The sequence below is a fragment of the Nonlabens sp. YIK11 genome, assembly GCF_001413925.1.
Taxonomy (GTDB): domain Bacteria; phylum Bacteroidota; class Bacteroidia; order Flavobacteriales; family Flavobacteriaceae; genus Nonlabens.
Window position 1 is genome coordinate 2,380,204 of the sequence record NZ_LBMJ01000001.1, and the last position, 24,630, is coordinate 2,404,833.

The 24,630-nt window shown below is 41.5% G+C and carries 18 protein-coding genes; 12 read left to right on the forward strand and 6 right to left on the reverse strand.

Annotation, left to right across the window (positions count from 1 at the left end; all coding sequences use genetic code 11):
- The first annotated feature begins 49 nt into the window (after positions 1 to 49).
- From AAU57_RS10740 to AAU57_RS10750, 3 genes are all read left to right on the forward strand, one after another.
- Entirely contained in the window at positions 50 to 2,188 is a 2,139-nt protein-coding gene (locus AAU57_RS10740; protein WP_082438608.1) for a DUF349 domain-containing protein, read from the forward strand.
- A gap of 131 nt (positions 2,189 to 2,319) precedes the next feature.
- Entirely contained in the window at positions 2,320 to 2,970 is a 651-nt protein-coding gene (locus tag AAU57_RS10745) for a hypothetical protein (RefSeq protein WP_055412912.1), read from the forward strand.
- A 47-nt stretch (positions 2,971 to 3,017) separates the two neighbouring features.
- On the forward strand, positions 3,018 to 3,530 hold the full coding sequence (locus tag AAU57_RS10750; RefSeq protein ID WP_055412913.1) for a CIA30 family protein: 513 nt from the start codon (positions 3,018 to 3,020) through the stop codon (positions 3,528 to 3,530).
- Here AAU57_RS10750 and AAU57_RS10755 read toward each other — a convergent pair.
- The 3 genes from AAU57_RS10755 to pfkA all read right to left on the reverse strand — a co-directional run bounded on the left by AAU57_RS10755 (position 3,527) and on the right by pfkA (position 6,561).
- Entirely contained in the window at positions 3,527 to 4,384 is an 858-nt protein-coding gene (locus AAU57_RS10755; protein WP_055413747.1) for a BadF/BadG/BcrA/BcrD ATPase family protein, read from the reverse strand. The genes AAU57_RS10750 and AAU57_RS10755 overlap by 4 nt on opposite strands.
- Positions 4,385 to 4,456: 72 nt before the next feature.
- Positions 4,457 to 5,461, reverse strand: coding sequence for a type I glyceraldehyde-3-phosphate dehydrogenase (gap, locus tag AAU57_RS10760; protein ID WP_055412914.1), 1,005 nt, complete (start codon positions 5,459 to 5,461; stop codon positions 4,457 to 4,459).
- Positions 5,462 to 5,574: 113 nt separating this feature from the next.
- Positions 5,575 to 6,561, reverse strand: coding sequence for a 6-phosphofructokinase (gene pfkA, locus AAU57_RS10765; RefSeq protein WP_055412915.1), 987 nt, complete (start codon positions 6,559 to 6,561; stop codon positions 5,575 to 5,577).
- A gap of 118 nt (positions 6,562 to 6,679) precedes the next feature.
- Here pfkA and AAU57_RS10770 point away from each other — a divergent pair, with 118 nt between their 5' ends.
- The 3 genes from AAU57_RS10770 (at position 6,680) to AAU57_RS10780 (ending at position 11,654) form a co-directional block, all read left to right on the forward strand.
- On the forward strand, positions 6,680 to 8,410 hold the full coding sequence (locus AAU57_RS10770) for a sodium:solute symporter family protein (RefSeq protein WP_055412916.1): 1,731 nt from the start codon (positions 6,680 to 6,682) through the stop codon (positions 8,408 to 8,410).
- 144 nt (positions 8,411 to 8,554) lie between these two features.
- Entirely contained in the window at positions 8,555 to 10,852 is a 2,298-nt protein-coding gene (gene katG / locus AAU57_RS10775) for a catalase/peroxidase HPI (RefSeq protein WP_055412917.1), read from the forward strand.
- 97 nt (positions 10,853 to 10,949) lie between these two features.
- Positions 10,950 to 11,654, forward strand: a complete 705-nt coding sequence (locus tag AAU57_RS10780) for a hypothetical protein (RefSeq protein ID WP_055412918.1) — start codon at positions 10,950 to 10,952, stop codon at positions 11,652 to 11,654.
- Positions 11,655 to 11,669: 15 nt separating this feature from the next.
- Here the strand turns inward: AAU57_RS10780 and AAU57_RS10785 are convergent, their stop codons facing one another.
- Positions 11,670 to 12,812 (reverse strand): serine hydrolase domain-containing protein, encoded by a 1,143-nt coding sequence (locus AAU57_RS10785; RefSeq protein WP_197275405.1) that lies wholly within the window; start codon positions 12,810 to 12,812, stop codon positions 11,670 to 11,672.
- A 93-nt stretch (positions 12,813 to 12,905) separates the two neighbouring features.
- Here AAU57_RS10785 and AAU57_RS10790 point away from each other — a divergent pair, with 93 nt between their 5' ends.
- Complete coding sequence (locus AAU57_RS10790) at positions 12,906 to 14,459, forward strand: NAD(P)/FAD-dependent oxidoreductase (protein WP_055412920.1); 1,554 nt, start codon at positions 12,906 to 12,908, stop codon at positions 14,457 to 14,459.
- Between the two features lie 123 nt (positions 14,460 to 14,582).
- The gene (locus AAU57_RS10795; RefSeq protein ID WP_055412921.1) at positions 14,583 to 15,767 is read left to right on the forward strand and encodes an MFS transporter; all 1,185 of its coding nucleotides are present in this window, start codon (positions 14,583 to 14,585) and stop codon (positions 15,765 to 15,767) included.
- Between the two features lie 10 nt (positions 15,768 to 15,777).
- Here AAU57_RS10795 and AAU57_RS10800 read toward each other — a convergent pair whose 3' ends face one another.
- A complete protein-coding gene (locus AAU57_RS10800; protein ID WP_055412922.1) occupies positions 15,778 to 18,174 on the reverse strand; it encodes a zinc-dependent metalloprotease in 2,397 nt (798 codons plus the stop codon).
- A 77-nt stretch (positions 18,175 to 18,251) separates the two neighbouring features.
- Here AAU57_RS10800 and AAU57_RS10805 point away from each other — a divergent pair, with 77 nt between their 5' ends.
- Positions 18,252 to 18,629: a hypothetical protein gene (locus tag AAU57_RS10805; protein WP_055412923.1), complete on the forward strand. Its 378-nt coding sequence runs from the start codon at positions 18,252 to 18,254 to the stop codon at positions 18,627 to 18,629.
- Here the strand turns inward: AAU57_RS10805 and AAU57_RS10810 are convergent.
- Positions 18,626 to 19,798: a GlmU family protein gene (locus AAU57_RS10810; protein WP_055412924.1), complete on the reverse strand. Its 1,173-nt coding sequence runs from the start codon at positions 19,796 to 19,798 to the stop codon at positions 18,626 to 18,628. The two genes, AAU57_RS10805 and AAU57_RS10810, sit on opposite strands and share 4 nt — an antisense overlap.
- A 103-nt stretch (positions 19,799 to 19,901) precedes the next feature.
- Here AAU57_RS10810 and AAU57_RS10815 point away from each other — a divergent pair, with 103 nt between their 5' ends.
- From AAU57_RS10815 to AAU57_RS10825, 3 genes are all read left to right on the forward strand, one after another.
- Positions 19,902 to 20,186 (forward strand): hypothetical protein, encoded by a 285-nt coding sequence (locus AAU57_RS10815; RefSeq protein ID WP_055412925.1) that lies wholly within the window; start codon positions 19,902 to 19,904, stop codon positions 20,184 to 20,186.
- A 17-nt stretch (positions 20,187 to 20,203) separates the two neighbouring features.
- Positions 20,204 to 21,265 carry a DUF3810 domain-containing protein gene (locus AAU57_RS10820; protein WP_055412926.1) on the forward strand — a complete coding sequence of 354 codons (1,062 nt, stop codon included), beginning with the start codon at positions 20,204 to 20,206 and terminating at the stop codon, positions 21,263 to 21,265.
- 342 nt (positions 21,266 to 21,607) lie between these two features.
- Positions 21,608 to 24,574, forward strand: coding sequence for an amidohydrolase family protein (locus AAU57_RS10825; RefSeq protein ID WP_055412927.1), 2,967 nt, complete (start codon positions 21,608 to 21,610; stop codon positions 24,572 to 24,574).
- Positions 24,575 to 24,630 lie beyond the last annotated feature (56 nt).

Below are 24,630 nucleotides of genomic sequence, written 5' to 3' on the forward strand. Positions count from 1 at the left end.
GTCACAACCGTAGATTCTAATTATCTTGCCATCTTTTTAAAACCATTACATGGACACGAACGATAACCTGCCCAAAAACGCAGACGGAAAAACCAAAAAACCTACTAACGAGCAGTTAGAGGACAACACGCACGAGGAAGCGATCATCAAAGAATCTGAAACTACCAGAACCGAGGAACACATCGAGGTAGAAAAAGAATCTGATGAAAAAGTGAAAGAAGGAACCAACCGTCAAACTCCAAAAGAAAATGAGGAAGATGACGCCCATGAAGAAGCCATCATTGAAGAAAAGAAAAAAGTAGAAACCACGGTAGACACTTTTGTCGATGCAGATGACGAAGATGATGAGGATGATGATGACAGCGATGACCCGACATCCCAAAACAAATCTCCAGATCAAAAGGATTACAGTGTCATGTCTATTGCGCTTTTAACAAAGGAGTTGCGCAATTTGATGCAGGAGTATCCCATCAATAAGATCAAAGAACCGGTAAAACAACTGGAAAAAGCCTTTGAACAAAAGGATAAGGAAATTCAAGCCGAACAGAAGGAAGCTTTTGAAAAAGGCCAACAAGAATTACCTGAAGAAGAGCGCACGGCAGACTTTCATTATGACAATAAGGAAAGTAAGGAATTCAAAGACCTTCATGCTCTTTATCGCAAACAACGTGGAGAATTCCAACGTGAGGTAAGAAAACAAAAGGAACAAAATCTTGAAAAGAGACGTGCCATCATTGAAGGCATCAAAAACCTTATTGACGAAGAAGAAAACATAGGTACGACTTTCAAGAAATTCAACCAGCTACAGGACGAGTGGAAGAATACGGGAAGCATACCGCACGATGCCTATAATATCATTTGGGAAGATTACCGCCTGCATGTCCAGAATTTCTATGATTACATCTCCCTAAGTAAGGAACTAAGAGATAAGGATTTTGAACGCAATCTTGAATTTCATAAAAAGATTATCGCTAGAGCCCAAGAGCTCGCTGATGAGCCAGATGTTCACAAAGCACTACGGGAATTGCAAGAACTACACCGTATGTGGAAGGAAGACACTGGTCCTGTTGCAAAGGAAATGAGAGATCCTATCTGGGAAGAGTTCAAAGCAGCATCAGATGTGATTCATGATCGCAGACAAGCGTATTATGAAGAACGCGACAAGCAAGCTGCCACCAATCAAACCATTAAGGAGAATATCATTGCAGAGCTTCATAAAATAGTTGAGCGCGGCGGCGATAGTCATAAAGCGTGGCAAGACAGTTTACAGGAAGTTAATGCCTTACGTGAGCTTTTTACATCCACCGGTGGTGCGCCTAAAAAAGTTAATAATGAGCTTTGGAATCAATTCCGCAATGTGACGCGTGAATTTAACAAGGTGAAAAATGATTATTACAAAGGCTTGAAAAAAGAGCAACAGGATAATCTTGACAAGAAAATGGAACTGGTCAAGATTGCCGAAGAGCATGCAGAGGCTGGTAATTTTCATGAATCACTGGATACCATGAAGCGCATTCAAGCAGAATGGAAAACTATTGGCCACGTACCTCGCAAAGACAGTGATAAAATCTGGAAACGATTCCAAAAAGCTTGTAATTCGTTTTTTGATCAGAAAAACGCTCAGCGCAAAGCCGAAAGCAAAGAAGAAGTGGCAAATTATGAGGCGAAGTTGAAGGTCTATGATAAGATCAAAGAACTTTTGCCACAAGATGATCAGGAAGCCATGAAGGCCCAGGTAGAGGCTTTAATGGAAGAATGGTCTGCCATAGCTAGAGTACCGCATTCTAAGCGCCAATTGCAAGACAAATTTGAGAAGCTTGTAAAAGCTAAATTCATTGCTGCTGGTATGACCGCCGTGGATGCAGAGATGCTGAAGTACAATAACAAGTTGGACAGCCTAAAAGAAGGTGATGAACGTGACTTCAAAAACGAACGTTTCTACTTAAGAAAACGTCGAGATGAGATTCAAGATGAAATGCGACAGCTAGAAAATAATCTGCAATTCATTAATGCCAAAGATGATAAGAATCCATTTCTCGTGCAGCAGCGTAAGAACATTGCCGCACTACAGAAAGAATTGGATGTGATTAAAGAAAAACAAAAGCAGTTGAATATTCTACAACGACAGTTAGAACGTGAGAATGAAGATGAAACAGAGGAAGATTCTGGTACTGAAAATGAGGATTAGATAACTATAATCTTCACAAACCTTGAAAGCCCATTCCTCTTATGAAGAATGGGCTTTCGTTTGAAAAATCAAATTGGCAAATAACGCTTACAAGAGTCAAACGCCTTAGGTAACTATTGTATATTTAATCTATGTGGAAATTTTTACAACGTGTTTTAGGAGGCTCATCAATCTACTATGATAAATTGATGAAGTCTCGCGATCCTAAGGTGACGATTACAGAAGATCAAATCCAAGAGGCAAAAAGGATATTAAAGCCTCTAATCAAAAAATCCTATGGTCTAGTGGAGGCAGATCGTTCGTCTACCACGCCACAGTTTTTTGATCTTAAGAAAACAACTATTCCCTATTATAAAACTTTTTTACATCCAGAATATCTTTTGCATGTTTATCTTGACCTAGAACAGGGTGCAAAGCTCTCTTCTAAGATTCAGTTGGTGATAGAGAATAAGGAAAACCAAAATATACCAAATGAATTTCCCTCTTTACCAACATGGGAATCCTTGATTCACGTAGACGTTTTGAAGCACAAGGAAATTGTAGCTCTAGAGCCTAACAATCCCTGGACGCTGTATAAAAAAGCCAAAGAGGAGCTGACCGGAAAAGCGAAAAAGAATCAAGTGGCAGGATATCCTCAATGGATTGTAAACGACCTAAATTTTAGAAAGATAAAAGAGAATAAATTTTTGTTGCAAATGGAATTAGAGACCGACAAACAAATTATTTACTTCTTTTTAAATAGAGATTTGCAAACCGTTGAGCACTATGTTCAAACTTTTTAATATTTGCAAAATCAACGGTGAATTTTAATACAACAGCAATCAAACCAATGAATTATATCAAACCTGAAGTCATCTTATTTGGTGCTCAAAACCAAAATATTACTTGGCATACATTTTCAGATCAAGTAGTAGGTGGACTCTCTAAAGGTGACATTATCTTTCATGAGGATTATTTGGAATTTAAAGGATCTTTAAAACCCACGTTAGATCGTGGATGGGCTGGATTGCGCTCAAAAAAAGAAGAGCACGACCTAAGTGACTATAAGTTCATTGAAATCAAAATAAAAACAGATGGTCAACCCTATCACTTTCAGTTAGAGCATAACCCTGCGTGGCAAGAAGATAAATTGAGTGTTGAAATTGATATTGTTGCCAACCAATGGAAGGTGATGCACCTAGAAATGGCTGATTTCAAAATTTACAATACCCATAAAGAATATATAAGCCGTAAACCTAAGTTAGAGCATTACCTGAGCGAGATACAACGGTACAATATTCTAGCAAGTCACAGAAAAACTACCGATTTCAATTTTCAAATTGAATACATCAGGTTTCATTAACTGTTAAGTTTGCTGCGATGGTATTCTACAAGACCGTCGATGGGACGTCTCACGATGTTACCTACTTCATAATCAAACTCTTCAGCTACTTGTTGGATGCGTCCTTTGGCAAAATGGGCTATACTACCCACAAAGTGAACTTGACAGGATTTTATTTCTTCATGAAACTGCAATATCATATTCCTTGAAAACTTGCGTAAACCACGTCTCAACAACTTCTTGATGTAACGTTCTTCTAAATGCTGAAAAATAAATTCGGCATGACTGGCGAGGTAAGCGTTGGGATTAGGCTGTTTGTAGAGGTTGTATTTAATATGATCATCGCTCATGTCGTATTTTTCAGCGAACTGAACTCGTAGATTTTCTGGCATGTTTTTGAAATAATAATCTCTTATCAATTCTTTTCCATACCAATTACCACTAGCTTCATCCATAAGTGTGTAGCCCAATGAAACCACTCGTTGATGTAATATCTCACCATCAGAATAACAGCAATTAGAACCCGTACCTAGGATACAGACCACTCCAGGCTCATCTCCTACCGCTGCATAAACAGCTGCCGCTGTATCTTCCTTCACCGTAACATCTGCATTAGTGAAATAACTGCACAACAAAGATCTCAGAGCTGTTCTAGGTTTTTCCGTTCCACAGCCTGCACCGTAGAAAAATACTTCCGTGACCTCGTCACGGTGATTTACAAGTTCTTCACTTTCTTCAAGACGTTGCTGTAAATCCTCAACAGATAAAATTGCCGGATTCATACCACGTGTGCGAGCTTTGAATAATTGCTCTCCATCGTCAGATAAAGCAATCCAGTCGCACTTAGTTGATCCACTGTCAGTTAATAAAATCATGGTAATACTTTTATTGGTTTTAAGATACAAAAAAGGCTGTTAGATCAAATTCCAACAGCCTTTTTTAAAAAATTATAAGGAGTGAACCTTTTCTGCTAGGTCAACCAACTTGTTGGAGTAACCAAATTCGTTATCGTACCAGCTTACTAACTTATAGAAAGAAGGGTTCAATTCGATAGCTGCTCCAGCGTCATAGATACTTGTTCTAGCATCGCTCACAAAATCTTGAGACACTACAGGCTCATCAGTATAACCTACTACACCTTTCATATCTCCTTTAGATGCTTTTTCAAAAGCAGCGTGGATTTCATCAAGACTGGTTTCCTTTTCCAGTTTAACTGTTAAGTCCACTACAGATACATCAACGGTAGGAACACGGAATGCCATACCAGTCAATTTACCTTTCAATGAAGGAATTACTTTAGTTACCGCAACAGCTGCACCGGTGGAAGCTGGAATGATGTTTACTAAGGAACTACGTCCAGATCTAAAGTCTTTCTTGCTAGGTCCATCCACAGTAGTTTGAGTGGCTGTGGTTGCATGTATCGTAGTCATCAATGCTTCCTTGATTCCAAAATTGTCATTAAGGATTTTTGCCATAGGTGCAAGACAGTTGGTCGTACAAGAGGCGTTAGAAACAATAGTTTGATCTGCAGTCAATTGATCATCGTTAACACCCATTACAAACATAGGAGCTGTTTTAGATGGTGCAGAAATCACTACTTTTTTGGCACCAGCATCAATGTGAGCTTGTGCAGTATCAAGATCTGTAAATATTCCTGTACAGTCAGCTACTACATCCACATCTACCTCATCCCACTTTAAGTTCTTTGGATCACGCTCTGCAGTTACACGTACATGAACACCATCAATGATAAGATTTCCATCTTTGATCTCGATGGTACCGCCGTAACGCCCATGAACAGAATCGTATTCCAATAAATATGCAAGTTGATCAATGTCTACAAGGTCATTAATAGCAACAACCTCAACGTTATCACGTTCTAATGTCGCTCTAAATACGATACGTCCTATACGGCCGAATCCATTGATTCCTAATCTTAATTTCTTACTCATTTTTTTGTTCTTTAATTATTAATAGCTACTCAAAGCAGCTGTTTACTTTATTGACTTTCAAACTGAAATAATCATTTCAGTTCTAAAATATATTCTTTATCAACGACTTAATATTATGTCGTCATGATATCACTCACTCTAATGAGTTCCTTATCGATATCCGTTTTACCTTTTACAGCCTTTTCTAGCGGGCACAAAACAATTTTAGTATCCTGAATCCCAACCATGTTGTTGAAATTGCCATCCATCAAACTTTCAACGGCTTTGACGCCCATACGGCTGGCAAGTACACGATCCCAACAAGAAGGCGAACCACCTCGCTGCATGTGTCCTAAAACCGATACACGTACTTCGTATTCTGGAAGATTCTGTTCCACATAGTCCTTTAATGCAAAGACATTCTCTCCAGTCTCCACACCTTCAGCAACCACCACAATACTTGATGATTTTCCTGATGCGCGGCTACGTTTCAAGCTTTCTAGCAAACGATCTCTACCCAGATTTTCTTCTGGAATAAGAATTTCTTCTGCTCCTGCTCCAACACCAGCATTTAGCGCAATGTTTCCTACATCGCGACCCATAACTTCTACAAAAAAGAGACGGTTATGGGAACTTGCCGTGTCTCGTATCTTATCGATCGCATCTACCACGGTATTTAAAGCGGTGTCATAACCCAAGGTTGATGATGTACCATAAATGTCATTGTCAATCGTTCCTGGAATACCCATCACAGGGAAATCATTTTCCTCAGAAAAAATCATGGCTCCCGTAAAGCTACCGTCACCACCTATGACTACCAGTGCATCAAGACCTTGTTTTTTCGCTTTCGCGAAAGCGATATCACGACCTTCTCTAGTCCTAAACTCTTTAGATCGTGCACTTTTTAAGATCGTACCACCTTTATTAATGATATTATTCACGCTACGCGCATCCATAGGTTTGAAGTCTCCTTCAATAAGACCTTGATAACCGCGATATATTCCTATACATTCCAGTTTGTGAAAAGCACAGGTACGAACGACGGAGCGAATGGCCGCATTCATCCCAGGTGAGTCTCCACCCGAAGTCATCACTCCTATCTTACGAATGTTTTTTGTCATGTAGTTTTTGATAAAATCCTAGCTAATCTATTAAATCTTTGAGTTAATGGCTACCTAAATCTTTTATATTTAGCCTTTCGTAACAACTAAAACGTTATCGTTAATAACTTTTCATTATATGGCGCTTGAATTCATTGATTTCGCAATCATCATCTCCTTTTTTGCCATTTCACTTATTGTAGGTATCGTCGTTTCCAGACAAAGTTCCAAAAATGCCGATTCCTTTTTCCTTTCTGGACGCAGCATGCCCTGGTGGTTGCTGGGTGTTTCCATGGTGGCCACTACGTTTGCAGCAGATACTCCTAATCTTGTTGCAGGCATTGTAAGAACCACTGGAGTCGCTGGAAACTGGGAATGGTGGGCATTTTTACTTACTGGAATGTTGACGGTTTTTTTCTATGCTCGATTATGGCGCAGGAGCGGTATCACTACAGACCTTGAGTTTTATGAAATGCGTTATGATGGGAAAAGTGCGGCTTTTTTGAGAGGCTTTAGAGCGATCTACTTAGGTGTGATTTTTAATGTGATCATCATGGGAACTGTCTGTCTCGCGGCTATTAAAATAGGACATGTCATGTTTGGTTTTAGCGCTGGGCGTACTCTAATCATTGCGAGTGTCGTGACAGTGGCCTATTCCCTATTGGGTGGTTTGAAGGGTGTATTAATCACAGATTTCATTCAGTTTATCATTGCCATGGTAGGCTCTATATGGGCAACCGTTTACATAATAGATCTACCACAAATAGGTGGCATGCAAAACCTGATCACGCATCCCAACGTAGTCGATAAAATCAACCTTCTACCTGATTTCTCAAATACCGATTTACTTATGGGAATCTTTATCATTCCTATTGCCGTACAATGGTGGAGCACCTGGTATCCAGGAGCAGAGCCTGGTGGTGGTGGTTATGTAGCACAACGTATGCTGGCTGCCAAAGATGAAAAGAACGCTACGTGGGCCGTGTTGTTTTTTAATTTGGCACACTATGCCCTACGTCCATGGCCATGGATTATCATAGGTTTAGCTTCCTTAATTATTTATCCCAATCTGGATGCCTTAGCCACAGCATTTCCAGACCTAGGATCCCAATTCATTAAAAATGACCTGAGTTATCCTGCCATGCTTACCTTTTTACCAGCTGGTTTGTTGGGTCTTGTGGTTACATCGCTGGTTGCGGCGTTCATGAGTACGATTTCTACTCACCTGAATTGGGGATCGAGCTATATCGTGAATGATTTTTACGCTAGGTTCATCAATAAGAAAGCTAGCGAAAAACAAAAAATCATCACTGGTCGCTTATCCATCATTATCATGATGATACTTGCTGGTTTGCTCTCTTTAGTATTGGAAGAGGCAAAAGACGCTTTTGATTTAGTGATACAAATAGGTGCTGGCTCTGGATTACTTTTTATACTTCGCTGGTTCTGGTACCGTATCAATCCATGGTCAGAAATCACGGCGATGGTCGTTTCCTTTTTTATGGCTATTGCATTTTTTGTTAACGCAAGAATGGACGCTGTTCTGTTTACAGATATTGCAGGTTATGAAAAAATCTGTCTAAACGTCCTAGTCACCAGCATTGCCTGGCTAACCGTAACCTTCTTTACCAGACCTAGTAGTCCAGACACTTTAGCAGCGTTCAACAAGGCAATCTTTGGCAACGAATCTAAATTTCACAACTTTCAATATAAAACGATAGCCTTTCTATTAGGAGTTGCTGGTGTCTACAGTTTGCTGTTTTCTTTTGGAAAGCTACTTTATGGAGAGTTGATCATAGGACTTGTACTAATGATTGTTTTCATTGCTTGTTCTATAGGTATCATCAGTATGCGTAAAAGGCTTTTTTAATTCAAATTTGGCATTTGAAGATTTTTAAACTAGCGCTGATCCGCTAACTTTACAAGCATAGCTTGCTTTCAAGAAGCTTCAATCCCTTTGAAGCGATAAATTTCATCTTGTTTCTTGCCATTTTACTAATTGAAAAACTTTTTAATGAAACACATTGACAACCCAGAGAACTTAGAGAAATGTCCTTTCCGCGGTACCAGAATTGGTGGTGCTATAGGTTCTGCACCTAGAACAGACGACTGGTGGCCTAACCGATTACCGGTAGATCTACTGCATCAAGAACAACCCATATCGAATCCTTTAAGCGATGAAGACTATAATGAGAAGTTCAATCAGATCAACTTTCAAGAATTAAAACAAGACATTAAAAATGCTCTAACAGATTCTCAAGACTGGTGGCCTGCAGATTACAATAACTATGGCCCTCAAATGATTCGTATGGCCTGGCACTCTGCTGGTACTTACCGCATCGCAGACGGTCGTGGTGGCGCCGCACAAGGAATGCAGCGTTTTGCTCCTATCAATTCCTGGTGGGACAATGGTAACATTGATAAGTCACGTAGGTTGATGTGGCCAATTAAGAAAAAATACGGATCTGCTCTTTCATGGGCAGATTTGATCATCTTAACAGGTAACTGTGCCCTAGAAATCATGAACTTTCCAACTTTTGGTTTTGCAGGTGGTCGTCGTGATGCGTGGGAACCAGACCGCAGTACCTATTGGGGACCAGAATTTTGGGATGGAAAACCATTTGACGAATCACAAACAGGTGGAGATCGTAAAGGTCATCCAGGTGAAATGGTGAATGCTAACTTGCGCTGGGTAGGCGGACCTAAAGAAGAATATCACGATCTTGAAAACCCACTAGCAGCAACGCACTCTAATTTGATTTATGTAAACCCAGAAGGTCCAGGCGGTAACATGGATCCTATGGATAGCGCTCGTAACATAAGAGAATCATTCAAGCGCATGGCGATGAATGATGAAGAAACAGTTGCCCTAATTGCAGGTGGACACGCATTTGGTAAAAGTCATGGTGCCGTGCCTGCAGAAAAAATAGGTGCTGCTCCAGAAGCTGCTGGTATTGAAGAACAAGGCTTTGGATGGCATAATCCAGTAGGAACGGGAAATGCAGAATTTACCAGTACCAACGGTATTGAAGGTTCATGGACGCCTAATCCAACCAATTGGGATAATGATTATTTGATCAATCTATTTAAGTATGATTGGAAGCAAAAGAAAAGTCCAGCCGGTGCAGGTCAGTGGACGCCTATAGATCCTGATGCTCCTAAAACTCCAGATGCCCACATTGACGGTAAAATGGACGACTTGATGATGATGACCTCAGATATAGCGCTTAAAATGGATCCGGAATATCGCAAGGTTTGTGAGAAATTCATGAGCGATTTTGACTATTTCACGACAGCCTTTTCTAAAGCCTGGTACAAATTAACGCACCGCGACATGGGACCTAAAGATCGTTATCTAGGTCCAGAGGTTCCAGAAGAAGACTTGTTATGGCAAGATCCAGTTCCGGCTTTGGATCATGACCTGGTCAATGATCACGACATAGAAGACTTAAAGAATCAGATATTAGCGAGTGGACTCGGTATTTCGGCATTAGTATCTGCAGCTTGGTCCTCTGCCGCGGTATATAGACATTCTGATAAGCGCGGTGGCGCTAATGGAGCTCGTATTGCGCTAGAACCACAGAATAACTGGGAAGTCAATCGTCCAGCAGAATTGAATCAAGTGCTCCAAAAATTAAAGGAGATTAAAAATAACTTCAACTCCAGTCAATCTGGTAACAAAAAAGTTTCACTTGCAGATCTTATCGTTTTAGGAGGTTGCGTCGCTATTGAAAAAGCAGCTAATGATGCTGGTACTCATGTAAAAGTACCTTTTACTCCTGGACGTATGGATACTACTCAAGAGTTGACTGATGTGGAAAGCTTTGACTGGTTACAACCTGTTTCTGATGGATTTAGAAATTACCATAATAACAAAGTAGGTTATCACACGTCTTCAGAGCGTATCTTTTTGGATAGAGCTCAATTATTGAATTTGAGCGCTCCAGAATGGACTGTTTTAGTAGGTGGTTTGCGAGTGCTGGATCAAAATTTTGATCACTCTAAACATGGTGTTTTCACCGAAAGACCAGAACAGTTGACAAACGACTTTTTCCAAGTCATTACCAGTATGGACTATGAATGGAAGCCTAAGAGTTCCAGCAAAATGCTCTTTGACATCAATAGTAGAGCAAACGGCGAGACCAAATATACCGCGACACGATGCGATCTTGTTTTTGGCTCCAACGCACAGCTGCGCAACATAGCAGAGGTTTATGCCACTGATGATGCACAGGAGCGATTTGTGCACGACTTTGTCAAAGCTTGGGACAAAGTCATGATGTTGGATCGTTATGACGTGAAAAATGATTAATTTTTGTAATTCATAAAATTTAAAGCTCATCTAGATTGATGGGCTTTTTTTTAAATCCGTTTTTCAAACGATTTCCAACAATTTAAATCTATTGAGGATGAACTATTTCGTTGCTACCTTCTTGCTTATTAATGTATTTGCTTACTCTCAGAAAACCGTTTATTTAGAAGCTTATGAATATTCTAGAGATAAGAAAGCCCAGCAATTCATTTCGGAAGTTGATTTTGAAGTATTAAGTAATCATGAAACTCTGGTAGACTCAACGTGGTGGGGTTCAACCTATTCATTCAAAACATCTGAAAAAGAGGTGAATATTCATTACAAAAATGTTTATGGACAAGCCTTAGATACAGTTATAGAGATTCGTACAAATAATCAAAAAATAGGTATTTGGATAGATAAGTTTCAAGACTATGAATTAGAAACCTTTTTACAAAAATCAATTGAGGAAAAACTTCCTTGGCAGCTTAAAGAAAAAATATATAGTGAGTTTACAATTTATGATACGAAGATAGAAGTATTTGAATCCGATGGGAGCTACTATTTGAATTACAGCTTTGAAAGACAATGGCTAAAGAAACCTACCAACATCAGTAATTTTAAAGTTAAATTGAAAGAGGAAAACCTAGTAATTATAAATCATTTTGAAAAATTAATACGAACTAACTATATAGGTGACCCAAGACTGTTTTCCGGTTACAATTATACCTTAACTGTTGGGGATAAAACTCTCAAATTTGAAAATACAAATACGCTAGGTATAAATATCAGTTCTTTGATGAAACGCTTGGATATAGACTAGACCTCAGATTAATATTTAATTCATTGAAGCCACTAACAGTTTCATGAACGCACCAATCTTACTAGGCTCCAGCCATCTGGTGACAACCACTACGTCATTCTTACGATCTACCACGATAAAATTCCCGCCAAAACCAGCGGCATAAAACACCTCTTTATCCACGCCATCCCATTGTCGTTTGCCATCTGTATTGAGCCACCACATAAAACCGTAATTAGGCTCTGGTGTGGAAGAAATTGTAGCCATCTCTATCCATTCTTTGGAGATCAGTTGTTCGTTCTTCCACTTACCGTTATTGGAAAACAGTAAACCAAATCGCGCCATATCTTCAGTATTGATAAACAAACCAGCACCGCTGTGGCCGCCGCCAGTAACACTCTTCATTTGCAGACCGTCGATCGTTTCCCATGCGTCATCATAACCGTACCAGCGCCAGGATCTAGAAGCGCCTATCTTATCCATAATTCTGTTTCTTAAAACAAGCGGCAGTGGCTCTCTTAAAACCTGTAGCAAACTATAGGCGAGCACATTGACACGCACATCGTTGTATTCCATAACAGTGCCAGGCGTGGCAGGCGCTGCATATTGCCAATCATCCAGATCACCATCACGTGGTGGCCGGTCTGCCCAGTCCTTACCACCGTACAAGGTTCCTTGCCAGGCGCTATTTTGCTGTAATAATTGGCTCCAGGTGATCTGGGAATTATGCCTTCCCGCAAACGTGCCGTCCCATACATAATCAGCTACCGTGTCATTGACATTTTTGATCAATCCGTCATCCACTGCGAGTCCAGCAACCGTGGAAAGAAAACTTTTAGTAACTGAAAATGTCATGTCCACACGCTTAGTGTCGCCCCAACTTGCTACTAATTTTCCATTCTTCAAAATCATGCCGGCAGGACCGCCACGTTTTTTGGTAGGACCTAAAATCTCATGAAACGGTTCTGATTTAAAACCGTCTAAAATGGCAATGCGCAAGTCCCTAGAGCCTGAATATTCGTTCGCTTTCGCGAAAGCGATAACATCATCCAGCTTTTCTGGATCCATACCAGCATCTTGAACTGATATTTGTTGCCAGATAGCATGACGCTCTGGAAAATAGGTTTGCTGGGCACTGGCACCAATGGCCATAAGCAGAAGAAGGAAAGTTGATTTCATAATCTTAAAAATAAGGTTTGTGCGAGAATATCTAGACATCTGAAATCGGCTGAATGCAAACTTTATCCACCGCTTTATACATAAATTTGCGCCATGATCAAAGAGATACAACTGCGCGTCACATTGCCTGAAGAACAACAGGATCCTGATATCAAAAAAAGAGCTGCGACTTTTTTAGGTGAGGATGTATCCCATATTACTGGTGTCGTGGTATTGCGCAAGTCTATTGATGCGCGTAAAAAAATCGTTGTATTCAATTACAAACTTGCGGTTTACATCAATGAAGACCTTCCTAAGGAATCTGAGTATCACTTTGATTATCAAGATGTTTCCACTGCAAGCGAAATTCATATCATAGGCTTTGGACCTGCGGGAATGTATGCCGCTTTGCGTTGTATCGAGTTGGGTTACAAACCTGTGGTGCTGGAACGTGGCAAGGATGTTCAAAAACGCCGGCGCGACATCAAGGCCATCAATCAAGATCATGTCGTCAATGGTGATTCCAACTATTGTTTTGGAGAAGGTGGCGCTGGAACCTATAGTGATGGCAAACTCTACACGCGCAGTTTAAAACGCGGTGATGTGAGACGCATCTTTGAAAATCTAGTGTTTCACGGTGCGACCAATGAGATATTGGTAGATGCCCATCCACATATAGGAACGAACAAGCTACCTAAAATTATCCAGCGGATTAGGGAAACCATCTTGAATTATGGTGGTGAGATTCATTTTGAAACCAAGGTAACTGATTTTGTCATCCAGAAGGATCACATCAAAGCTTTGATTCTAGACGATAATCGTGAAATGAAAGTGGAGAAAGTTATTCTCGCCACGGGCCACTCTGCTCGCGATATTTTTGAATTACTACATAAAAAGAATATTGCTATTGAGGCAAAGTCCTTTGCTATGGGCGTGCGTGTGGAACATCCACAACATATCATCGACTCCATACAATACAACTGCGGTATGGAGCGGCCAGACTTACTGCCTGCAGCGGCGTACAGCCTTGTCCAACAAGTAAAAGGCCGTGGTGTTTACTCGTTCTGTATGTGTCCAGGTGGTTTTATTGTCCCAGCAGCTACTGAAGCTGGCGAGGTAGTCGTAAACGGTATGTCACCATCAAGAAGAAATAACAAGTTTGCCAACTCTGGTATTGTCGTAGAAATAAATGCCGATGAAGATTTGAGGTCCTTTGCGCAGCATGGTGCCCTTGCTGGTCTTGAATTTCAAAAAAGTCTAGAACGCATGGCCTTTACGGCTGGTGGCAGGTCGCAAACCGCACCGGCACAACGATTGACGGACTTTGTGGATGGTAAACTCTCGCCTCAACTTAATGAAAGTTCATATCAGCCAGGATTAGTCAGTGCGCCATTACATAGTTTATTACCCAAACATTTGGGCAGCCGATTGCGTAAAGGATTTGAAGCCTTTGGACATAAAATGCATGGTTACAATACTAACGAAGCCAATATTGTAGGTGTGGAATCCAGAACTTCTTCACCGGTCAAAATCCCCAGAAATGACACTCTAGAGCATCCACAGATTTCCAATCTATTTCCATGTGGTGAAGGTGGTGGGTATGCCGGTGGTATTGTAAGCGCCGCCATGGATGGTGAACGATGCGCAGAAGCTGCCATTCAACGCTAGGATTTTATTTACAATAACAAAGTAAACCCTTGTCGAACGCACGAAAAACAGAACAGAGTTGTAAGTTCTTTTTCACTAAATCTTACCACTACCAAAGCATAAAAGCACGCAACTTTGCAGGCTATGAATCAAAACGCCACTGCAGAGCCTAAACTGAGCAATACCGTTCTTTACTTAATGAGTATTTCTGCCGGTCTCGTGGTGGCAAATATTTATTACAATCAGCCGCTGCTGAATTTAATATCGCAAAATCTAGGCGTTTCTCAGGCTTCAGCTAGTAACGTGGCATTGGCCACACAGTTGGGTTATGCGGCAGGACTACTGATCATTATTCCTTTAGGCGACAAATTTTCCAACAAGCTCATCCTAAAATATGATTTTTTCATTTTAGTGATTTCCTTATTGGTGACCGCTGTCGCCAGCAATATCTACATTCTTATTGCCAGCAGCTTTGTTATAGGATTTGCTTCTGTGATTCCGCAATTGTTTGTTCCCATGGCAGCACGGTTGTCGGAAGAAGCCCATCGTGGCCGTGCCATAGGCATCGTTATGAGTGGTTTGCTCATCGGGATACTGGCCAGCCGTACGATTAGTGGTGTTGTAGGTGAATATTTTGGATGGCGAGCCATCTTTTACATCGCCGCTGGTTTGATGGTTTTGCTTTTTATTCTACTACATTTTAAGCTACCGAAATTAAATCCAACCTATGAAGGAAGCTATCTAAGCTTATTCAGATCCATCGCTCATTATTTCAAAACAGAGCCAACTATACGCGTTGCTGCCTTACGTGGCGGCCTTGGTTTTGCCGCAATTAGTGTCTTTTGGACCACCTTGGTATTCCTGCTGGAAGACTCTTTTGGTTACGGCAGCGATGTTGCTGGGTATTTTGGGCTCATAGGTGTTGTAGGCGCGATGGGCGCAACAGTAACCGGTAAGTTGAACGATACTATGAATAAGTATAACATCATCTTATCGGCGAGTATTATTCTATTGATTTCTTGGATACTGTTTTACTTCTCTGGTAATTCCATCCTAGGATTGATAATAGGCGTGGTACTAATCGATCTTGGAATGCAGGCCCTACATATTACCAATCAGAATATCATATTCTCAAAAAACAAAGACGCTAGAAACAGAATCAATACCATTTATATGGTAGGATTTTTTGTGGGTGGTGCGTTGGGAACCTTATGTGCTTCCATCGCATGGGAGAACTATGGCTGGCCAGGTGTTTCTGTTTTAGGAATAGTGCTTTCTGCTGCCATTCTGGGAACTCAGCTCGTTTGGGGCAAGAACGACGATAAGTAATTTATGGTCATTACATACCACAACTACCTATAGGACTACCATCAGGAATATCCATCACTGGAATCGCCTTGATGTTTTCTGGATGGTCTTGCGCAGCCTTTATCATGTCGTGCAAAACCACATCGTGATCATCTTTAGAACCTAGCAGGCGATTGTTTATGGCATCAATTTGTTTCTTGACTTTTGACTTCACATTAAGATTCAGCTGGCTGGAATTATTTGCTATCAAAAGTTTGCTCAAATACAATTCCTGTAAACGTCTGGCAATTAAAGTTTCATAATCACCAGAAGTTTTAGCATCAAAAATCTGATCCGTCAATTGATTCATCATGGCACCTAATTCCAGGTTTTTACCATAAATACCTTGTTGTGCGATTCTATTCAATCGGGTAGCATTAAGCATGAAATCTATAGTCACTTCGGCGCTGGTGACAGCTGCAGCAATGGGATCAAAAGCCACTCCAGTCTCTGATTTAAAACTTTCACGATCTCTATTATAACCATAAGCCCGTGGCGGGAAATACTGTAATAAATCCTCTGGAATTTTAAGGTTTTCTGGTTCTAGCGTTGCCAATAAGGCTTCCAGTGCTGCTTCCTGCTCCTTTTTGGAGACGTATTCAAATTTGGCATCACCTTTTATGGCATAAGAATAACGCATGCCTCCTATTACCTTAGATGCAGCCTCTACCTGATAGCGATGCGAAAAATAAACCGGTACAAAAACATCTTCCAAAACACTTAGTGGCTGGCCATCTGGAATATTGTCTAAACCAAATTGCTTCATCGCCACTTTACGAATTTGCATCATACGATTGAGCTCTTCAACGGCGTCCTCGCCGCCATCCCATAGATGCGCCTCTGCATGTGCACCACTCGCCGCTCTTGCATCGCTGTCACTAATGAATTGGAGATTTTCATATTCTGCCTTTTTGATAATTCTCAACAAAAAGTCTTTTTCAGTCTCATTTTCTTCAGGTGTTCCATAAGAATATTGAACGGTCAACTTGTCCCATTCGCCTATACCAGTATCATACGCATCTGCTAAGGATATTATGCCATTTACCAAGTCATATTTAGGATGCGGATAATCCATCACACTAGATCGATCACTTACACTAGCCGCATAGTTATGTGCAAAACCCAACGTATGACCTACTTCATGAGCACCCAATTGACGTATTCTCGCCAAAGCCATTTTGAGCATTTCTGGAGATTCTTTCCCATTGGCAAAAGGCGCCTCCAGCATTCCTTGAGCGAGCATATAGTCCTGGCGTATACGCAAACTACCAAGGCTCACATGTCCCTTGAGGATTTCACCCGTTCGTGGATCTGTGATGGAACCACCATAACTCCAGCCACGTGTACTTCGGTGAACCCATTGGATCAAATTGTATCTCAAGTCCATAGGATCTGCGTCTGCTGGTAGCATTTTGACCTGAAAGGCATTGGAATAGCCAGCGCTTTCATATGCCTGATTCCACCAGCTGGCGCCTTCCAGCAGCGCACTGCGCACTGGTTCTGGCGTTCCTGGGTCCAGATAGTAGATGATGGGCTCTACGGCTTCGCTCACAGCAGCCTGCGGATTCTTCTTTTCCAGTCTATGTCTGGTGATCCAGCGTTTTTCCATAGGTGTACCTATAGGGCTGCTGTAATCCATGTAACTTGTGTAAAATGATCCTGACCGTGGATGAAAGGCCCTAGGCTCGAAACCATCGTCGGGTAATTCCACAAAGCTGTGGTGTTGGATGACTGTGACGCTATTCGCATCTGGTGCCACACTGCGCAAGTTGCGACCTTTAGGCTCGCCGGTAAAAGTGAGCATCGCTTCAAACTCCACGTTTTTAGGGAATGCCTTGGTATTTTCCATCCAAAGGGCACTGCGCGATTTATCGTTTTTGTACGAACCTTCATTACGGGATTTAAGTCGGTCCACCACTCCGTGAGCGTCTTCCATCAAAAATGGTGTCAGGTCGATCGTGTAAGTGGTTTCCTTTGCGGTCTTTTCTTTTTTGTCATTCTTGATCTCAAAACCGTAGAGTACAGATCGTGCAAAAGCCTCTTCTACAGACTGGCGCTCCTCATCATTATCTGTAATGGCGCGGTATTTTAGGTTGGGTTGCACGAGCAGCAATTTGTTGCCTGCCTTGATCCATTTCACGACCACACCATCGCCCAACTGCCCACGATCCAGACCTATATCATTGGATCCCAATCCAGTAGATAAAGAATGAACGTATAAAAATTCCTTATCCAACTCTTTGACTTCCAGCAGGATGGTTCCCTTGCTATCGTCATAGGTGAAGTCATAAAAGCCTTTGAATTGTTGAGGTGGTTGTTGGGAGTTCGCTTTCGCGAAAGCGAAATTCAAAACCATCAGATAACACGTGAGAGTTGATAGGTATTTCATAATTTTAGACAAAACACCTAAAATAAGGATATTCTAAAAGCTAGATCGTCCCGCCACAGATAAATTAAAAACCGATTATGAAGTACGCCTATTTTTTACTAGCGATTGTTTTGACCGTTTCCTGCAATGATGCAGCCGTTGATAATGATGTTGTTGGAGCCTGGAAGTTATCTGAATCCATGAACGACATAGGCGACGGTAACGCCACCTATCGCAAGGTTGAGAGCGACAAAACCCTACTGTTTACTGCCTACGGCACAGTCATCTCCAACCAAAACGTTTGCATAGGAAACAACTTCAAGGAAGGTACCGTCGCAGAGTGGAATCCTAATGCCAAGGAATTTAGCCTGGAAGATTGTACCGCTAGCTACGAATTGGATGAAGCGACTGGAGAATTAACGGTCACCTATCAATGCATGGAAGCTTGCGGTGAGCGCTATGTAAGAGCAGATTAATCCTTGCGATACTTGCTCGTTTTTTCAAACACGGCGTCGAGAATATCAATATCAGTTTGCTCCAATGATAGACCGCGGCGCTTCATGACGACATCTGCCACCTCATAGGCTTTGGATGGTTTGTAAGTCATAGTTCCCTGCGGTCCACCCCAAGAAAAGCTCGAGATAAAATTACGCGGATATCCAGCGCCATAAATATTAGCACTTACACCTATCACAGTTCCCGTATTGAACATGGTGTTGATGCCACATTTTGAGTGGTCGCCCATCATGAGGCCGCAAAACTGCAAGCCGGTTGGTGCAAAACGACCGGTTTCATAATTCCATAATTTGACTTCGGCATAATTGTTTTTGAGGTTGCTGGTATTGGTATCTGCTCCCAGATTGCACCACTCGCCTAGCACGCTGTTGCCTAAAAATCCTTCATGTCCTTTATTGGAATATCCAAAAATCACTGAATTGTTCACCTCGCCGCCTATTTTAGAATGTGGTCCAACAGTCGTTGGCCCGTAGACTTTGGTTCCTAATTTGGTTGCGCTATGTTCACATAAAGCAAAACCACCGCGTATGATACTGCCTTCCATGACCTCGCTGTCTTTACCTAGATAAATAGGGCCAGTCGACGCATTCAGAATACAAAACTGAGCGACGGCACCTTCTTCTAAAAATATGTTTTCTGAATTCACGGTCTGCACAGAATCAGGAATGGGCTGGCTCTTTCTACCGTTGGTGATCAGGTCAAAGTCAGCTTGAATAGCTTTGCCATTTTTAGAGAAAATATCCCAGGTATTAAAGATGCCATCGACTTCTTCATCTGTAAACAAAACCTGAGTGAGCTCGATGGTTGGTGTATGGATTTTTGCTGCCCGGTAGGCAATCACATGATTGCCGGCCATAAGCTTCTGCCCTATTTCGAGATTTAGAATGGCTTGTGTCAACTTTTTAGTTGCAAAAAGGTGTCCTGCAACCACAAGATTATCGTCTGTTTCCGTAAGCGGATATTTAGTTTGTAAATAATCTTCCGTCTGATAACTCACCGGTTGGTCCAGCATCTTTTCCCAACGTTGTGCCATGGTAAGAATCCCGCATCTTATATGAGATGTAGGACGTGTAAAGGTAAATGGCAATAATGGCGTGTGCAGGTTAAAGTCAGACAGGACGATGTTCATGTAGTAGGTTTTGATTCAAAGGTCGGTAAAAAAGTAAACAGATAGAAAATTGGAATACCAATTGTAGAACAAACGTTATTCAAATTCTAAAAACCACAATCTTATGTTCAAAAATGACCTATTTACTAAAAGCATGTTAGGTGTTATTGCACTCAATCTATCTATTTTAAGCGCAACAATGCTAAGTAATAATGATACTCATGCCAGCGTGCCCAATCTGCCCGTAAATAAAGACGGCTCTATTAACGTGCGTTTATCCAATACCGAGACTATCGATGTAAACATTTCCCGCATAAGCACCATGGATGAGCTGGATGTTAATGTTGAAGAAATAGGTGGCGGCTTTGTTAGACATGGCGGCCCGATACCTGTCAAAATAGAAGATTAAAAAGTAATTTAGCCAATATGAAAAAATGGCTGCCGCTCTTACTTTCCATCACTTTATTGGTAGTACAAATCATAATGTATCGCGTACTGCGCCACTTTCCAGAAATTGTGGAGCGATGGTATAGTACGGGCATCTATACATACATAGGCCGCGCCATGCGTTTTGGATTGGGTTGGATCCCATTTTCTTTTGGCGATGTTTATTATGTATTGGTTATTCTGCTGGCCGTTAGGTGGTTGATAGTACATTTTAATGAGGTTGTGACGCTTTCGCGAAAGCGATATACCCAGCTATTTGTGGCTCTAAATGTTGTACTGGCGTTTTTTCATGCGGCTTGGGGTTTCAATTATTACCGTCAACCGCTCCATAAGATTCTGGAATTGGAATCTACCTACACCGATGAGGAGTTGCTGAAAGTGACGCGACAACTAGTGTACACGTCAAACGAGCTGCACAGCCAGCTGCAATCTCAGGACAGTCTAGCGGTTGATTTCACAAGATCTCAAGCCGACTTATTTGAGCTGGCGCCTTCTGGATTTGAAAATCTAGGATCTATTGATCCATCATTGACCTATGGACCCAGCAGTATAAAAAAATCCTTGCTCACGTTACCGCTCACCTATATGGGCTACAGCGGTTATCTCAATCCCATGACTGGCGAGGCACAGACTAATGGCTATATAAACAATTACAAAACACCAGTTTTGATCCTGCATGAAATGTCGCATCAATTGGGATTTGCAAAAGAAAATGAGGCCAACTTTATTGCGGTCATTGCAGGTATGAGGCATGAAGATCCATACTTTCAGTTCAGTGCGAGTATTTTTGCCTTGCGCTATTGCCTTAACGATTTATACCTCAAAGATCCTGAGGCGTTTGAACTTTTGAGACCCGAAATAACACCTGGAATTTTTAAGAACTATAAAGAACTGGACGATTTCTGGGCGCCGTATGATGACAATGTGATCGAGAAAGTTTCTCAAGCCAGTTACAATACCTATTTACAGGCTAACAATCAGCCAGATGGGATGCGGACGTATTCTTATGTGGTTGCCTTGTTGGTGAATTATTATAAATGACTTTTTACCGCCAGTTTGAGCGTTGGTCAGGAGATTTTTAGGAATGGTCAGGATTTTTTAACATTGTAGATCTCGAATTTGCTCGGACAGGCCCAGCACAGGCAGATCGACCAAGCAATGTGCATAAGTATCATGGAGATACTGAAACGAGTTCAGCATGACAAAAAATAAATCAAAAATCTGAAATCGTTAATCTCCAATCGTTAATCCACAATCGTCAATCTTCAATGGTAACCGCCATATTCATTTTGTAGGAAATTCTAACCACGGATTAGTTCGCTAACGGATCGCTATTTTAATCGTGATCAGATTCCTATCTTTAAAGCTTAAATCAATTTTTACATGAAAAAAATATTTTTTTCGCTCTTAACGGTGGTGGCTTTTACCGCTACTGCTCAAGAGTATTTCCCCAACAATGATGACATATCTGCCGTGAGTAGTGCCACTAGAGCCATTACAAACGCCACTATCATCACCAGTCCAGGAAAACAAATGGAGAATGCCTCTATCCTCATCAAGGACGGAAAAATCGTTGAAATAGGCAAAAACATCAAGATCCCAGAAGGAACGCTGGTAGAAGATGCTGCAGGAACCTTTATCTATCCTTCTTTTGTGGAGGCTTATGGAGACTTTGGAATGAAAACTCCAGAAAGAGCATCTCGTGGAGGTCAACAATATGATGAAGGCCGTGAAGGTTTTTACTGGAATGATCATATACGACCAGAACAGAATGCCATAGATTTTTACGAGTACGACAGTAAGGCCGCCGAAAAAATGATGGAAGCCGGTTATGGTGCGGTTCAAACCCATTTACATGATGGTATTGCAAGAGGTACTGGTATGTTAGTGGCCTTGAACAACAACGGTAATGATTCTGAGCGTATTTTGATCAACAAAAATGGCGCTTACTATTCCTTTGACCGCAGTCGTCAAACGAACCAGTCCTACCCTACTTCGCTTATGGGCACGATGGCTTTGTTACGTCAGTCGCATTTTGATGCCGACTGGTATGCCAAAGGAAACTCCAAAACCAAAGACCGTTCTCTGGAAGCTTTAAACGCTACCAAGAATCTGGTTCAATATATAGAAGCTGGAGACAAGAAAAATATCTTGAGAGCCGATAAGCTAGGTGACCGCGTAGGAAAACAATTTGTCATTGTAGGTGGTGAAGACGCTTATGAAATGGTGGACGATATCAAAGCTACTAACGCACAATTGATCTTACCCATCAATTTTGAAGATGCCTACGACACCACAGATCCTTATCAGGAATGGTACGTGAATCTAGCAGATATGCGCGACTGGAAACAAGGTCCTGCCAACCCTATGATGCTTTCTAAAGCAGGAATTACCTATGCTATCACAACGCACGGTTTGAAATCTCCTGGAGATTTGAATGAAAAATTGATGAAGGCCATTGAGTACGGTCTGACTAAAGAACAAGCACTAGCTTCTTTGACTACCATTCCTGCAAAAATTATCAAAGCAGAAGCCATGGTAGGAACCTTGGAAAAAGGAAAACTAGCCAACTTTATAGTAACCAGCGGTGAGCTTTTTGACAAGGACACCAAGATCTTTGAAAACTGGGTACAAGGGTCCAAGCATATCTTAAAAGACCGCAGTGTCATCAATGCAGATGGAAACTACACGGTGCAGATGATGGGCGACAGCTACTCCTTCGATATCAGTGGAGATGCTAAGAAAATCACCGTCAAACAAGACAGCACAAAATTAGGCAGCAAGATCGCGCGCAATGGTGAATGGATCACCGTAACCACTTCACAAAAAGATGCCAGTGACAAATCCTTCACACGCTGGACGTTGAAATTGACTAACGACACTTCAAGAATCAACGGTAAAGTGTATTTACCTAATGGAACAGAAAGCAGTTTTGTTGCGATAAAATCGGGTGAGGAATTTGAGAAAGAAGATGAAGACGAAAAAGAAGAAGATGAGGATGATATGGCTACTATGGAAATAGGACCTGTCACTTATCCTAACGTTGCTTTTGGCTCGACCAAAAAACCAACTCAAGAAACTGTTTTGTATAAAAATGCTACGGTCTGGACTAATGAAGACCAAGGTATTGTAGAAAATATGGACGTATTGGTAAAGAACGGTAAGATCTCAAAAGTAGGTACCGACCTAAGCGCTGGTAGCGCACGGGTTATTGATGCTACCGGCATGCACTTGACCAGTGGTATCATTGATGAGCACTCTCACATAGGCATTGATGGCGGTGTGAATGAAGCTGGCCATAATTCTACTGCTGAAGTGACCATCGAGGACGTCGTCGATCATGAAGACATCAACCTATATCGTGACCTAGCTGGTGGAGTTACGACCTCACAACTGTTGCATGGATCTGCTAACCCAATAGGTGGTCGCAGCGCCATCATCAAATTGAAATGGGGTTACAAGCCAGACGAGATGATTTATGACAACTCTCCTAAATTTATCAAGTTCGCTCTAGGCGAAAACGTAAAGCAATCCAGATATGATAACGGTATTCGTTTCCCGCAAACGCGTATGGGTGTCGAACAAGTTTTTGAGGACTACTTTACCAGAGCCCAGGAATACGATAAAACTCGTGGTACAGATAGCTTTAGATATGATGAAGAAATGGAAACCCTTTCTGAAATCTTGAAAGGCGAACGCTACGTGACCTGTCACTCTTATGTACAGACAGAAATCAACATGATGATGGAAGTAGCAGAACGTTACGGATTTACCTTGAACACGTTCACGCACATTCTGGAAGGCTACAAACTGGCCGATAAAATGGCAGCGCACGGCGCTGGTGGTTCTACCTTTTCTGACTGGTGGGCCTACAAGTATGAGGTGAATGATGCCATACCCTACAACGGTGCCATCATGCATTCTCAAGGCGTTGTAACTGCTTTTAACAGTGATGATGCCGAGATGTCCCGTCGCTTGAATCAAGAAGCTGCCAAAGCCGTTAAATACGGTAACGTTAGCGAGGAAGAAGCCTGGAAGTTTGTCACGCTCAATCCTGCAAAACTCTTACACATCGATGACCGTACCGGTAGTATCAAGGAAGGAAAGGATGCAGACCTTGTGTTGTGGAACAAGCACCCACTAGATGTTCAAGCGAGACCACAAATCACGATGGTGGATGGGATCGTTTTCTTTGACATTGAAAAAGACAAGCAAATGAGAGCCGCCGTCCAGAAAGAGCGTCAGCAATTGTCCAATGAGATGATTATGGCCAAAAACAAGGGACTTAAAACTCAAACTCCTAAACAATCCAAGAAGACTGAGTACCACTGTGATACTTTGGAATGGTAAACGTTTGAACTCAAACTTGAACTCGAATTTGAATTTGAATTTGAAATATCAAGTTT